Here is a 14,243-nt window from a genome sequence, read left to right as displayed (position 1 = left end):
TAACGAGTGAGCACCTTGTTGTCTATTTTCCTTTCGGGAGTAGGCGATAGGGTGTTTTTTTATATTTCTCGCTTAAACGCTTACTGTCCTTATAAGCACGCCGAAGGCGTTATGTTTCAATGAAATGACTGTCATATGACATTATGGCACTGGTCGATTTTACATTAGTAGCATTAGTGTAGGAACTGTGTAGAGGAACCAATTTTTAATGCAGAGAGGGAGAGAAGACCATGAATCAAATGATCCGTAAACATGTAAGGAATTTCTGTTACTTATTAATTACTTTTGCCACCGGGCTGTTTTACCTTTGTTTTTATATGGTGGGCATTGCTTTTGGGGTCGCGATGTCCTTCACCATAGTAGGAATTCCAATCCTTTATTATGTTTTACGTTCTACGGAGACTTTTTTACAGCATGAGCGAATTCGAACCAAAGTCTATACGGATATTTCCATACGGACGATTCCGGCCCGATCTCAAGAAGAAGGCAGCATGTGGGAGCGGGTTAAAGGGGAGTTGCTGGATGAACATAACTGGAGAGCGATTATAGGACTGATGCTGCAGGGTATTATCGGAATGCTGAGTCTAATATGTGCAGCTCTTTTTTACTTGACTCCTATTATTCTCTTGTTATCACCTGTCTTGTATTCATTCGGCGTCTCTTCTATATCGTTTTTCGGTATAACAAATAGTACGCTGAGCAGCTCACTTTTTTTCATGCTGTTAGGTACATTATTTCTATGGATAGGTGCTTATCTCGGGAACAGTCTGGTAAAGATGATCGGCAGGTATACGCGGCGTTTAGTGAAGGATTTTGCTAGAAGATAAATTTAAACAAGAGAGAAGGAAGAATGATGGCAGCTTCAGTTTCATTAGTAAAATTATTCTCGCAATCCCTTTGGATGATGTGGGAGAACCTATTTGCCGTTATCACCAAGTTCCGCAGTCAATCCGTATGGAGATACGGGATATGTAAATTGGTCGTGTTGAAGTATCACGGAGAAAGTGTGGTCTGCCAAGATGGGCATCGGGTACTTCCGGGCGATTGGGTGGGTGAGCTTCATCTGGATAATCGTCAGGTTGTGCAGCTAACGCGTACACTCGGCGCTGATCGGGCTGGAATCCGTACTGCACGCATGCTTCGCGAGGCCATGAAGGAGATTAGTCGTGAACTGGATAGCAATCCAGAGCTAAGCAAAGTACAGGCGTTAACGGGGATTACGCTACTTCACCGAGGGATCATCCATGGAATAGGATTTGATCAGCATCCCATCAAGTCCAAATGGCAGCGGCGATGGTATGGAATTTATCTTAGGTTCTTGCTTCGCATGCTGCATCCAGAAGGGAAGCAACGCGTAGAGGACAGCTCGGAGAAGTTGTCTCCCATGATGCTTGTGCTTAGTAAGCAGTCTTTGAAAGCGCGGTTTGCTCCTCGAAGGAAAGAGGCGGTTTCCTGATGTGGACGCTCATTATTTTAGCTATAGATTTCATTATTCTTTATATGATGATTCCTTTTGTGATTACTCGAATATTAGGCTGGGGTGTTGCATCTAAAGGGGATGCTGCGAAGGGAATTTCTTTTACTTTTGATGACGGACCAGATCCATGCTATACCCCTGAATTATTGGACTTATTACATGAGCATGACGTTAAAGCGACCTTCTTCGTATTAGGCAAAAAGGCTGAGCAATACCCGGATTTAATCAAGCGAATGCACCGGGAAGGACACCAGATCGGCATTCATAATTATACGCATGTGCCCAACTGGATTTACTCCCCATGGACGAATAGACGGAAGCAAGTGGATCGAACAGCTGACATTGTCGAGCGGATTACAGGAGAGCGTCCTATCTTGTATCGCCCACCCTGGGGGCTCCTTAATTTAGGTGATCTTGCTTTACTTAGACGTTCTTATCAGATTGTGTTGTGGTCTGTTATGGTGGGGGACTGGAAAGCATCCGTTAGCGCGAAGCAATTAAAGCATGATTTATTGAAAAAGATTAAACCGGGCTCCATCATCACTCTTCACGATAGTGGGGATACGCTAGGGGCAGATAGAGAAGCGCCGCTGAACATGATCACAGGGCTGGAACAGGTCTTAAGTGATGTTCACCTACAGGGTTTGAACTGTCTGCGTGTGGATGAACTTCTCGATAAAGAGGCCGGAAGTATTGGAAAAGCCCAATCCCGAGCAAATGTTGCGATCAGGTCGACACGTAGCTATTGACGATTTTTTATATAGGAAGAGCTATGGTACCATTTAGGGTAAAGCCGGTAGTTCTTACGAGCCTATATTAAATTGTCGAGCAAAGGATGGGTAGCATGTTAAATACTTCTTACTGGTTAACCAATATAAGACTAGAACAGGGTTATGTAATAGAAGATGAACAAGTGGTTGGTACAAATACGAAGGCTTGTCATATCCGGATTGATGGGGATAAGATTTCAGAAGTTATTGGAGCAGACATCGAGATTCAGAGTCATCTCCCTAAATACGACGGAAAAGGGTTATTGATGCTGCCTTCTTTTGAGGAGGCGCATATCCATTTAGATAAAACATATTTTGCTGGACCATGGAAGGCGGTAAAGCCTGCTGCCGGTGTCTTCGAACGGATTGAGGAAGAGAAGGTATTATTGCCTAAGCTGCTGCCGATGGCGAGACAACAAGCGGAGAGCATCTTGACGCTTATACAGGGTTTCGGTGCCACACATGTGCGTAGTCATTGTAATATTGAGCCTGTCAGCGCTCTGAAGCGTTTAGAGGCAACCATGCAAGCCTTAGAGACCTTTTCCGGCAAAATTTCATCAGAAATTGTAGCGTTTCCGCAGCATGGTCTGCTTCGTTCTAACTCTGTTGAGCTGGTAAAGCAATCTTTATCAGAGGGGGCAAACTATGTAGGAGGCGTCGACCCATCCTCTGTAGATGGAGATATCGAAAAGTCACTTCAGACCATGGTCGAGTTAGCGGTAATGAATAATGCAGGCATTGATATTCACTTGCATGATGGAAAAGAAGCAGGAAAGCAGACGTTGTCGCGTTTGGCTGATCTGACAGAAGAAGCTGGCTTGCAAGGCAAAGTGACCGTTAGCCACGCATTCTGGTTCGCGGGTGCCCCGCAGCAGGAGGCAGAAGAAATGGCCAAACGGATGGCGTCTCTCGGCATGACGGTTGCCTCCACAGTGCCTATTGGAAGAATGATGATGCCACTACCTATGCTGCACAGCCAAGGTGTAAAAGTGAAACTGGCAACAGACAGTCTTACAGATCACTGGTCTCCTTTTGGTAATGGCGATCAATTGGAGAAGGTGGGGCGATACGCAGAGTTATATGGGTGTAGTGATGAACGGTCATTATCACAATCTCTTGGATTTATAACAGGAGGAATAACACCTCTTAGTCAAAAAGGGGAACAGGTGTGGCCTAAGGTAGGAGACACTGCAAGCTTTGTGCTGCTCCATGCCAGCTGTTCAGCTGAAGCTGTAGCGCGAAGATCGGAGCGTCAAGCGGTATGGTACGAGGGCCGTCTCGTGAGTGGGTCATTATAGAGTCATGAGAGGTGGATGACATGCTCATCTCTAACCATTTACAACAGTATAAAGCCGCGCTGCTCTCACTTCCGAAGGAGACCGGGCTAACGAAAGCGGATCTGCAAGTAGATAAGCTTCTTATGAAGCGTAGCGGCAAGCTTGAAATGTACTATGCACCGCACAATGAGTACCTGAATCCTGCTGCAAAGGTGATCATTATTGGGCTAACACCCGGTTTTACACAGATGAGCGCAGCCATAAAAGAAGCGATCAGAGGGTTGGAAGCCGGGCTTTTAGATGAAGAGGTCTGTAAAGGGGCGAAGGATGCGGCGAGATTCGCTGGGACTATGAGGAATACGTTAATTCATATGCTAGATGCACTTGGGCTTCAACAGTATTTGGGCCTTGCCTCCTGTGACGAATTGTTTCAGAAGCAGCAAACGAGCCTGCATACCACCTCTTTATTGCGTTTTCCCGTGTTCATAGAGAAGAAAAATTATAGCGGAGTACATCCCAAGCTACTTTCTGATCCGTTCCTTAGAGAATGTGCGCTATTGTCACTAGAGCAGGAGTTGGGCATCCTGAGCCAAGCTTTAATTATTCCTCTAGGAAAAACTGTGGAAGGTATGCTTCGGCTTTTAGTATCTGAGGGTAAGCTCGATGATCAGCGCTGTTTATGGGGATTTCCTCATCCTTCGGGAGCGAACGGGCATAGATTTAAGCAGTTTGCCAGCCATCAAGAGGCAATGACAAAGGCTCTACGAGATCATTTATGGAACGCCTGAACGGCTTCCAGTTGCAACATTTTTCCTGAACCTCACGTTAAGAATGATAGAGTAGAACAACTTCATTCATCTCAGGAGGTATAATTTTACTATGAAAACATTCAAAGTAATCGGAGCGGTCCTCGCTGGAACGCTCATAGTATCGAACGTCATCTCAGCGGCACCTGTTCAGCCGGCACCGGTCAAACCAGCAACTAATTCCTCTGTACCGCAAGATTCTTATGGTGGTCTAAAATATGTGCTAGTCATTGATGGTAACGGCTACTCCCCAGTCGATGTTCCGCTATACGTAGGTTCAAGCAAGGAAGTTATGATCCCAATCCGTACAGCCGCTGAAGCGCTTGGATACAAGCTAACATGGACGCAGAGCCTTCAATCGCTAGGTCTTGAGAAAGATAGCCAGTCGATGTCTTTTCAAATTGGAAAAGATGCTTATCGTAATGGCACAACACTTCTTACGTTGGGTGCTGTTCCAGAGCTAAAGAATGGTAAAACCTACGTTCCACTCTCTTTCTTCGAAAAAGTGATGAAGCTTGAAGTTATCGCCGGCCCAACTGGAACGATTTCGATTAATTCCAAGGAGCAAGGCAGTGGAGAGACCTCTTCAGACACGATCAAGCAAGGATCAATCACTAGTATCTATAAGGGCGAAAAAAATGCTGAAATCGGCCTCAACGGGTATGGTCATGGCATTCGCCTAGGTATTTCTGATGAAACAGAAATCGTATCTGCTGATAATAAGAAGCTAACCTTCGCTGACCTGCAGCTGGGCATGTCCATCGAGGTCGAGCATAGCATGGTGATGGCTATGAGTATGCCGCCATTGACAAGCGCGATCAAGATTGTTGTGAAAGAACAAGCTCCCGATCAGCAGACGTTGGGAACGGCTGGCGTGATCGAAGAGATTACTCCTTCAGATAATGGTGCGACTCGCATTGTGATCAAGGGCGATAAGCTCAGTGATACTTCGTTCGAGACAATTGTTCTGAATACTACAGACACTACGACTATTCTCGGTACGAAAGACAATCAGAAGATTGCCGTAAGTGAGCTGAAAAAAGGCGACAAAGTGTATGCGTTCTACGGTCCGATGTTAACCAAGAGTATGCCGCCTATCGGTCAAGCGACTAAAATCGTCGTAGAAAACTAATCTACATGAAATCGAAGAAATAACGGATCACATGGAAAAAGACCGGTGAGGTGTAGGTCAAGCTATCGACACGGCTTAAATAGCTTTCTTTTAAAGCTACGAATTTATCGCCATCACCGATGAGCAAATCTCGCTTCAGCACGGAAACCGTTAAGCTGCCTAAGAAGCCGCTCAAACTGATCAGCATGCCTGACAGGAAACCGAAGATCGGGTTGAGCGGCGTCAGGTAGGGATAGATCAGATAGGAGACTCCGGTTGTTACGACAAACGCACAAGCAAAGCCTTCCCAGGTCAAATAAGGATTGGCGGTTGGGACCACTTTGCGCTTACCCAGATAGAGGGATGCCAGATAGTGGACCACATCATTCAGTTGCGTCAGCACTACTAGGAATAATACAAGCCCCGCTCCATACTCCGGTGTAGCAAATTGAAAATAGGCTAAGTGACTAAGCCCAAATACCATCAGCATTAGTCCCCACTGGGTTGAACTAACACTACGCAGGAAGCCAACAGTCCCTTTATTAATAAGCCTAGGTAGCGGTAGGAGTAAGAATACATAGACCGGGATAAACACAATAAACATCCCGTACCACTCGATATAAATCCAGTAGAACTGAAGAGGAATGGATAAGTACGCCCACAGAAATAGTCTGCGGTCGGATTTTCGTGATTTTATCATGGAGAAATATTCTTTGAGCGCAAAGAAGGTTAGCACCATAAGTGACAGTAGTGAGACTACTGGATTAAAAAGAGTAGCCAAACAAAAGATGAAGAGCATTCCCCACCAGGTTTTGATGCGAAAGCCGATACCTGTATAGTCTTTACTTGGTTGTAATCTGCCTATAACTACATACATCAAGTGAATGGCCGATAAGGCCGCAAAAATCAGGATTATCGTTAATAGAGAGCGGTCGATAGCTAATCACCAACTTGTCGTAGAGTAGATTCCATTAATGGGTTCATATGTTATTATGAAGGAAACGTCCGATCTTGATAAGGGGAAAATTGTAAATGGCAGATGATCCATCGGTCTTTATCTTACTTACGAATACCGGAACGCTCTTTACGAAGCTTATTCAAGGCTACACGAGAGCTCCTTATAATCATGCCTCAATCTCCTTTAATCGGGAGCTTTCCGAGTTATATAGCTTTGGCAGAAAGCATCCGAGCAATCCTTTGAATGGTGGATTCGTGAAGGAGGATATTAAGACAGGCACGTTCAGTAAGTATCCGAATACAACATGTGTTCTCTACGAACTTCAAGTAACAGCCCGCGAAGTGGAGAAGATGGAGCGGGTGCTCAAAGTTTTTATCCGCAGCCGGCAAAAGTATCTCTATAACATTCTCGGTGTAATTGGTATTGCACTGAAGGAACCTGTCGAATTCAGCAACTCCTACTTCTGCTCACAATTTGTTGCGGAAATTCTGGAGAGGTCCGGAATTAAGCTATGGAATAAGCTGCCTGCGCTCGTAACGCCTGATGATTTTCGGCAAAGCGATCGTCTGAAGCTGATTTATCAAGGCAAATTAAGTCAGTACGAACCTAAAAGCTAAGGGAGAGTATTTGGATGAATAACAAAGAACGGTTCTCAAATCGGGTAGATTCGTATGTGAAATATCGGCCGAGCTATCCTAAAGAAGCCATTGATTATTTATACAATACGATTGGGCTAAAACCGAATTGCAATATTGCAGATATCGGCGCAGGAACGGGAATATTCTCAGCATTGCTTCTGGAGCGCGGGAGTCGTGTGACAGCCGTTGAACCAAATCCGGAAATGCGTACAGCTGCGGAGGAGAAGTTCGCAAAGGATAACCATTTCCGCGCATTGCCAGGGTCTGCCGAGAAGACAGAATTGCCAGACCAGTCTGTAGATTTTATCGTGTGTGCCCAGGCGTTTCACTGGTTTGATAGGGATGCAGCGCAATTGGAATTCAAGCGGATTCTTAAATCGGGTGGAAAGGCAGTTCTGATATGGAATTCTCGGCGTACTTACGGTACCCCATTTCTGGAGGAATATGAGCAGCTGGTGCAAGCTTTCGGCACGGACTACACTCAAGTGAATCATAAGAACATTACCCCTGAAATCCTTAGTTCCTTTTTTAAGACAGGGCAGATGCAAGTTGCACACTTTAGCAATCAGCAGGTGTTTGATTTCGAGGGATTAAGCGGGCGGGCAAGATCGTCTTCTTACATTCCGGCCCCCGGAGATCCACGTTACGAGAACATGATGACGGAGCTGCGGAGCCTATTTGAACGAAATAAACAGGATGATAAAGTGTTTTTTGAATATGAGACCGAGATTTATTGGGGCGAAGTATAAAAAATATAGGCATATTAAAAAGACTCAAATCCCAATACTAATAGGGTTTGAGTCTTTTTTACTTTTAGTTATGAAAGATGAACGTAAATTACAATCACTGGGTGGAACCCAACTCAATCGGTTTATTAGAAGTGTTGATAACTACATTGTGTGAATTAAAAGACAGAATTTGAATCAGCTGCTCTGCCATATGGTTCGCAGTATATTTGAACCCTCCCTTTACCCATTCCATGATTAATCCAAATAGAGCATAGGCCGTATAGCTAGAAAATAATTCGATATTTATATTGTTATTAGTATTATTAACCGCGACTAAGTCCTGCTTGGTTAGCTCTTTTAAGATGTCACAAATCTTATTTTGAAACCCAAGCAGAACATTGGAATTTACAATGATGGTATAAAAATTAGAGTAGCAAACGACATGCTCAAAAATTTTGATGCTAGAGGTAGTAAGCTCACTCACCATGAATTTATCGGTATGGAGATAGGGATCTTTATAAGCCTTAATTAAATCCTCCAGCACATCATCAATCAGCTCATTCAGAAGCTCTTCTTTGGTTTGATAATGCTTATAGAAGGTTCCACGGTTTAAATCGGCTAGGGTAACAATATCGGTTATCGTAATAGTGCGGAAATTCTTTTTTTCCATGAGTAATATCAATGCATTTTTTAGTTCTTTCCTCGATTTACTTGTTCTTCGATTTTTAAGCAACAGAAGACCACCTAACTGTCTATTTTCTATTCCTATTTCAACACAATTCCAAGTTATATTTATTTATGAACATTTGATGTCTCATTTGTATATTGATAGTTAAATTGCAGAAGATTAAACTTGAGTAGAATAAATTTTAAGTGATTTAGAGATTTTATAAAATATAAGGAAGTATAAGTTTCACGCTATACTTTATCCTTATATTTCTCGCATATACGCTTACCGTCCCATTAAGGACACCGAAGGCGTTTTTGCTTGTATTAATACTTACATTATAGATAAACGTAAAGGAGACTTCCAACATGAAACTTCAAGACAGAGTTGCAGTTGTTACCGGAGCAGCCTCAGGAATGGGGAAATCAATCGCAGAGTTGTACGCTAAAGAAGGTGCAAAAGTGATTGTAGCCGATCTTAACCTCGAAGGTGCAGAACAAGTCGCAGCAGGAATCGTTAGTAATGGTGGAGTAGCTAAGGCGTTGAAAGTGAATGTTGCGCTAGTTGAAGACATCAATAACATGATTGATACCGCAGTAAATGAATATGGAACACTAGATATACTAGTGAATAATGCGGGTATTATGGACGGCTTTGAGCCAGTTGGTGATATTAATGATGAGAGATGGGATCTTATCTTTGACATCAATACCAAAAGTGTAATGCGGTCCACACGTAAAGCGCTACCTATTTTCCTCGAAAAAGGAAAGGGCGTTATTGTGAATACCGCTTCTACAGGTGGCGTAAGTGGTGCTCATGCTGGAGCAACTTATACTGCCTCCAAACATGCAGTAGTAGGCTTGACGAAAAATACAGCTTTTATGTATGCCAACAAAGGCATTCGTTGTAATGCCATCGCACCAGGAGCTACTGCCACTAACATTAGTGCTTCTATGAAAAATATTAATGAGTTCGGCATGAGCCGCACTCAACTAACACAGGCTGTAATTCCTCGTGTAGGTTCACCTGAAGAAATCGCACAAGTTGCGTTATTCCTGGCTTCAGATGATTCCAGTTTTGTAAACGGAGCAGTCCTCGCTGCCGATGCGGGATGGACTTCAGCATTCTAGAATTAGATATCATAAAAACTCCGCTAGAGATTACTCTAGCGGAGTTTTTTATGCTCTTGATATTTCCAGGTTAACCCTTCAAAATAGAGAGAATGCTAACTATAGAGGGAGTTATATGAAATGAACGATGTTAAGGCGCGGAATCATGTAAAAGTGATTGGAGAAGGAGAAAGAACCATCCTTTTTGCACATGGATTTGGGTGTGACCAGAGCATGTGGCAGTTTATCACGCCTTCTTTTGAGAAAAAATATCGAATCGTTCTATTTGATTATGTAGGCTCAGGTAACTCAGATTTAAGTGCATATACAACAGATAAATATCATACGCTCCACGGATATGTACAGGATGTATTGGATGTCATCGAAACGTTGGAACTCAAAGATATTATTTTTATAGGTCATTCAATTAGCTCTATGATTGGGATGCTTGCTTCGATTGAGCAGCCGGATTATTTTGATAAAATGATTATGATTGGTCCTTCTTCATGTTATTTAAATGAGGGGAATACTTATTTCGGAGGCTTCGAGAAGAGCGATATCACTGAGCTTCTGGAGATGATGGAGATGAATTTTGCTGGCTGGGCTAGCTTTATGGCACCTCTTGCTATGAACAACCCTGACCCGATGTTAACGAAAGAGCTGGAGCGCAGCTTTATCTCGGCAGATCCTGTTATTGCAAGGGAATTTGCAGAAGTTACGTTCTTTTCAGATCATAGGGAAGATCTACCTAAGGCTACAATCCCTACACTAATTCTACAATGCTCGGATGACAGTATCGTACCTATAGCGGCTGGAGAATATCTACATAAACACTTGAATAATAGCACCTTCCGGTTAATGGAGGCTAAAGGGCATTACCCGCATATAAGCCATCCTGAGGAGACCATCACTTTAATTAATGAATATCTTACGTAAGCTAGATGAGATCATGCTGTGTTGAAAGGATATTTAGATCATGGATGACCGATTAAGATATGCGCCTTGTGGCTATGTTTCTATTACCCATGAAGGAATGATCAAGGATGTAAATCAGACGTTCTTGGACCGTATGGGGTATAAGCAGGTTGATTTGGTGCATAAGCATTTTGAATCTATCATGTCTACGGCAAACAAGCTTATTTTTCATTCATACTTCTATCCTTTTATCAATCTGAATGGACAGGTGGAAGAGTTATTTATCAATTTGAAGGACAGCAAGGGACAAGCCGTCCCTTACTTGTTAAATGGCAGACGCCTTGAGTGTGAAGGTGTAGAGGTCATTGATTGTATTTTAGTACAGATGGGAAAACGCATCGATTATGAGCTAGAGTTACGATCTGCGAAGAAGCAAATAGAAGAGGCTTATTGGGAAAAAGATCAGGCGCTGGCAAAGCTCAAACAAATTCACCTGGAAATTGAACAGAAGCAAGCTGAGCTGATGGAAATGAATGCCGTTTTAGTAGAATTATCTAATACAGATAAGCTGACTGGACTGAAGAATAGAAGGTTTCTTCAAGAGAAGCTGGACGAGCAGATCGTAGGGTATGGACGGGATCAAGCGGTATTTTCACTGTGTATTATAGATATTGATCATTTTAAAAAAGTGAACGATACCTATGGGCATCAGACAGGTGACTATGTACTGGAGAAATTGGCAAGTATCTTGAAATTGCAATCTCGTGAAGAGGATATTGCGGCTAGATATGGCGGTGAGGAATTTATACTTCTTTTACCGAATACAGATATCTCGGAATCAAAGATCATAGCCGAGAATTTACGGCAATCTATCGCATATTCAACTTGGGAAATGGGCCAGATTACGGTGAGCGTGGGTATAGCTACGTTTATTCCAGCCGATTCAGAAGCCACCCTACTGCAAAAAGCTGATCAAGCGCTCTATGCCTCTAAAGAGCAGGGGAGGAACCGCGTCACGCATAGCATAGATTTGAATGAAAAGCTTCTTTAACAGGGGGCTTTTTTGTTATTTATATACGATACATCCTCTTTGCTCTAATTGCTCTACAATGTCTGTTCCCCTCAAGCTGTGATTCCATCTGAGATCCAGCTTCTCTAATCGATCCAGCTGTAGCAGGGAATCTGGAATCTCCTGCAGATGATTATCTCTTAGGTCAAGCTCTATGAGGCTGCTTAGTTGACCTATTTCCTCAGGCAGCTGATTCAGTTTATTTTTTCTAAGGTTCAGTCTTCTTAGCTTGCTTAGTTTACCAAAGGATAAAGGCAGCGCAGCGATTCGATTATCACTTAAATCAAGAATCCGAAGCTCTTCTATAGCACCCAAATGCTCGGGTAAAACGGTCAGTTGATTGCCATACAGATGGAGCTCTCTTAACCCTTTTATTTGTGTGATCGAATCAGGTAGACATTCTAGCTGATTGTAATATAGCCGCAATTCAATTAGACTGCTCATTTCGCCTATACGGACAGGCAATTGCTTGAGGTGATTATCTGTTACGTTCAGATACTTGAGCTTCTGGAGATTACAAAGCTGCTCCGGCAGCTGTTCGAACTGATTATTGCTTAGATATAGAAAAGAATCCAACCCTTGCAGTCCGCCAATGCTATCCGGCAGTACTTTTAGTCGATTATGGCCTAAATCCAGCATTCGCAAGTGAACTAAACGACTGATGTTATCGGGTAACCGTTCAATTTGATTACCCGCATAATTCAGTACTTCTAATTCATCATGAAGGAAGAGCTGATCGGGAATCTCTTTAATGTGGTTGTTGTACATGCTGAGTTCTAGTAGAGGATTACTCTCAAAAATGATCTCTGGCGTTTCGGTAAGTCCTTTTCCGTCAAAATTATATCTCATAAAAGAGTCTCCCTTGTTATTTGTTTGGCATCATGTTCATGGTGCAGTGTTACGATAGAATATAACAGGATGATGATTTATTATCTGTATGTTGGCATACAAAATTATGGAGTGTTGAAGAAAGGAACATCAAAATGGAAGCTTCTTTTTGGACGGGGACTCGCTTCTTTCAGGGGTTAACCTCGAAGGAGATTGAGGCGGTCTCAAGACTGTTCACATATAAGGCCTGTTCCAAAGGTACCCCGGTGTTTGCAGAATCAGATCCTGGGGATCATGCCTACATTATCTATTCGGGAATTATTAGGGTGTACGCCACTACGAAGGGGAAAGAGCATACCGTAGATCTTTTTGGAAAAGGCGATTTCTTTGGTGATCTGGAAGTGATCCATCCCTCCAATGTAAGGGTGCTATCTGCCGTAGCTATGAACGATACAGTATTATTTGAGATTAAACGTGAGCCATTTGAGCAGATGCTTGCCAGCTACCCGTTGATTAAGGAGCAATTGATGCTGTTGCAAATGGACCGTTTATTTTTATCGAATCGGTTATTACATGAAATGAAATTTCATGATGCGAGAGCGCGTGCGATATTTACACTAAGAAGACTATACCAAAGATTCGGAGTAGAGGAGCAAGGCAAACAGAGGATTGATCTTCGATTGACCCATCAGCAGTTCGCGGATATGATCGGAACATTAAGGGAGACGGCTACTCTTGTGCTTAAAGATCTGCAGGAGCAAAAGATTATTGATATTCAACATCAGCAGATCACCGTGTTAGACCCGACGTATTTACTAGAGTATACGGATTTCGATTGAGAAGAGCAGTTCCGGGATCTTTTTCAGAGAATTGATTATTAAAGGGGGTTATGAATGTGGCATGTAATCATTGTGTAGTAAGAGAGCTGAATTTTGAAATCAAGGCTCATGGTGAGCTTAATCTAAGGATTTTACCTAAGGTTATTCATCATTTGAGTAGAAGTAATACGATACATAAGGTGGAAGAAAATGTGATTACGATTAAGGAGGCTGGGGTGCGGGATTTTCTAGATTTCTGTAATGACCATATGGAGTCGGAGCAGTTTGAATTCCGTATAGATGACCAAACATGGAGACCTCTATCCGAATTACCCACTGTACTTAATATGGAATGGATTGATGAGGTTATAACTAAGGGTTTAGTTACTTGTCACTTCCAACCGATTGTGAACGTACGGGAAGAGATTTTTGCATACGAGCTCCTATCCAGATTTAAAAAAGATGATGGGTCCCTTATCTATCCTAATGAGATTTTTGCGGCGGCACGGAATCGTGGGCGTTTATATGCTTTAGACCGGTTATGTAGAATGACTGCTGTAAAATATGCTGCACCCTTAAATAAAAAAACCTTTATTAATTTTATCCCAACGTCGATCTACACGCCAGAATTCTGCTTAAGATCAACCGTTGAACTGGCCAATCAATTAGGCGTCGATCCGTCTCTTTTTGTCTTTGAAGTTGTTGAGACGGAGAAAGTGGATGATCTCGCTCATTTGAAAGCTATTTTGACATATTACAAGGATCGGGGATTTGAATACGCTTTAGATGATGTTGGCGAGGGCTTCAGCACAATCGAGATGTTATTGGAGCTTAAACCCCATTACATGAAGCTGGATATGAAATATGTGCAGGGTGTGTCCAGCGATCTGAACAAACAGAAAATAGCTAAACAATTTTTAGAAAAAGCTTTAGAAATCCAATCCGTTCCTTTAGCAGAAGGTGTGGAGTTTAGAGAGGACTTTGAATGGCTCAAGCAGAGTGGTTATCAGTTGTTTCAGGGATATTTATTTGGAAAGCCTGATCCTATTCCCAAACAGTGATCCTAAGGAGC

At 42.8% G+C, this 14,243-nt stretch carries 16 protein-coding genes; 13 read left to right on the top strand and 3 right to left on the bottom strand.

Annotated elements, in window-relative coordinates; genetic code table 11:
* The first annotated feature begins 230 nt into the window (after window positions 1-230).
* The 6 genes from R50345_RS29235 to R50345_RS29210 all read left to right on the top strand — a co-directional run bounded on the left by R50345_RS29235 (window position 231) and on the right by R50345_RS29210 (window position 5,462).
* Window positions 231-827: a sensor domain-containing protein gene (locus R50345_RS29235; protein WP_042131602.1), complete on the top strand. Its 597-nt coding sequence runs from the start codon at window positions 231-233 to the stop codon at window positions 825-827.
* Between the two features lie 26 nt (window positions 828-853).
* The gene (locus tag R50345_RS29230) at window positions 854-1,456 is read left to right on the top strand and encodes a YkoP family protein (protein WP_231573982.1); all 603 of its coding nucleotides are present in this window, start codon (window positions 854-856) and stop codon (window positions 1,454-1,456) included.
* On the top strand, window positions 1,456-2,226 hold the full coding sequence (locus tag R50345_RS29225) for a polysaccharide deacetylase family protein (protein WP_081954220.1): 771 nt from the start codon (window positions 1,456-1,458) through the stop codon (window positions 2,224-2,226). The genes R50345_RS29230 and R50345_RS29225 overlap by 1 nt, the downstream gene beginning before the upstream one ends.
* Before the next feature lie 95 nt (window positions 2,227-2,321).
* Complete coding sequence (locus tag R50345_RS29220; protein ID WP_042131600.1) at window positions 2,322-3,545, top strand: amidohydrolase; 1,224 nt, start codon at window positions 2,322-2,324, stop codon at window positions 3,543-3,545.
* A 20-nt stretch (window positions 3,546-3,565) separates the two neighbouring features.
* Window positions 3,566-4,312, top strand: coding sequence for a uracil-DNA glycosylase family protein (locus R50345_RS29215; protein WP_042131599.1), 747 nt, complete (start codon window positions 3,566-3,568; stop codon window positions 4,310-4,312).
* Window positions 4,313-4,403: 91 nt separating this feature from the next.
* Window positions 4,404-5,462, top strand: coding sequence for a copper amine oxidase N-terminal domain-containing protein (locus R50345_RS29210; protein WP_042131598.1), 1,059 nt, complete (start codon window positions 4,404-4,406; stop codon window positions 5,460-5,462).
* A gap of 1 nt (window position 5,463) precedes the next feature.
* On the opposite strand, the gene R50345_RS29205 is transcribed toward R50345_RS29210, so the two are convergent.
* Window positions 5,464-6,378 (bottom strand): phosphatidate cytidylyltransferase, encoded by a 915-nt coding sequence (locus R50345_RS29205; protein ID WP_042131597.1) that lies wholly within the window; start codon window positions 6,376-6,378, stop codon window positions 5,464-5,466.
* Between the two features lie 95 nt (window positions 6,379-6,473).
* Between R50345_RS29205 and R50345_RS29200 the strand changes: the two genes are divergently transcribed.
* Both R50345_RS29200 and R50345_RS29195 read left to right on the top strand, forming a co-directional pair.
* Window positions 6,474-7,016 (top strand): hypothetical protein, encoded by a 543-nt coding sequence (locus R50345_RS29200; protein ID WP_042131596.1) that lies wholly within the window; start codon window positions 6,474-6,476, stop codon window positions 7,014-7,016.
* Between the two features lie 14 nt (window positions 7,017-7,030).
* A complete protein-coding gene (locus tag R50345_RS29195; protein ID WP_042131595.1) occupies window positions 7,031-7,786 on the top strand; it encodes a class I SAM-dependent methyltransferase in 756 nt (251 codons plus the stop codon).
* Window positions 7,787-7,880: 94 nt separating this feature from the next.
* Here the strand turns inward: R50345_RS29195 and R50345_RS29190 are convergent, their stop codons facing one another.
* A complete protein-coding gene (locus R50345_RS29190; RefSeq protein WP_231573980.1) occupies window positions 7,881-8,498 on the bottom strand; it encodes a TetR/AcrR family transcriptional regulator in 618 nt (205 codons plus the stop codon).
* Between the two features lie 302 nt (window positions 8,499-8,800).
* On the opposite strand from R50345_RS29190, the gene R50345_RS29185 reads away from it, so the two are divergent.
* From R50345_RS29185 to R50345_RS29175, 3 genes are all read left to right on the top strand, one after another.
* Complete coding sequence (locus tag R50345_RS29185) at window positions 8,801-9,562, top strand: SDR family oxidoreductase (protein ID WP_042131593.1); 762 nt, start codon at window positions 8,801-8,803, stop codon at window positions 9,560-9,562.
* 120 nt (window positions 9,563-9,682) lie between these two features.
* Complete coding sequence (locus R50345_RS29180; RefSeq protein ID WP_042131592.1) at window positions 9,683-10,477, top strand: alpha/beta fold hydrolase; 795 nt, start codon at window positions 9,683-9,685, stop codon at window positions 10,475-10,477.
* 40 nt (window positions 10,478-10,517) lie between these two features.
* Entirely contained in the window at window positions 10,518-11,507 is a 990-nt protein-coding gene (locus R50345_RS29175; RefSeq protein WP_042131591.1) for a sensor domain-containing diguanylate cyclase, read from the top strand.
* A 15-nt stretch (window positions 11,508-11,522) separates the two neighbouring features.
* Here R50345_RS29175 and R50345_RS29170 read toward each other — a convergent pair whose 3' ends face one another.
* Window positions 11,523-12,374, bottom strand: coding sequence for a leucine-rich repeat domain-containing protein (locus R50345_RS29170; protein ID WP_042131590.1), 852 nt, complete (start codon window positions 12,372-12,374; stop codon window positions 11,523-11,525).
* Between the two features lie 134 nt (window positions 12,375-12,508).
* Between R50345_RS29170 and R50345_RS29165 the strand changes: the two genes are divergently transcribed.
* Together R50345_RS29165 and R50345_RS29160 are read left to right on the top strand one after the other, a co-directional pair.
* Window positions 12,509-13,192: a Crp/Fnr family transcriptional regulator gene (locus tag R50345_RS29165; protein WP_042131589.1), complete on the top strand. Its 684-nt coding sequence runs from the start codon at window positions 12,509-12,511 to the stop codon at window positions 13,190-13,192.
* A 50-nt stretch (window positions 13,193-13,242) separates the two neighbouring features.
* Window positions 13,243-14,232, top strand: coding sequence for an EAL domain-containing protein (locus R50345_RS29160; protein WP_331281348.1), 990 nt, complete (start codon window positions 13,243-13,245; stop codon window positions 14,230-14,232).
* Window positions 14,233-14,243 lie beyond the last annotated feature (11 nt).

This window comes from Paenibacillus sp. FSL R5-0345, from assembly GCF_000758585.1.
In the GTDB taxonomy this organism is placed as follows: Bacteria; Bacillota; Bacilli; order Paenibacillales; family Paenibacillaceae; genus Paenibacillus_AQ.
Note: the sequence above shows the minus strand (reverse complement) of the source record. Positions and strands in the feature narration are given on the sequence as shown.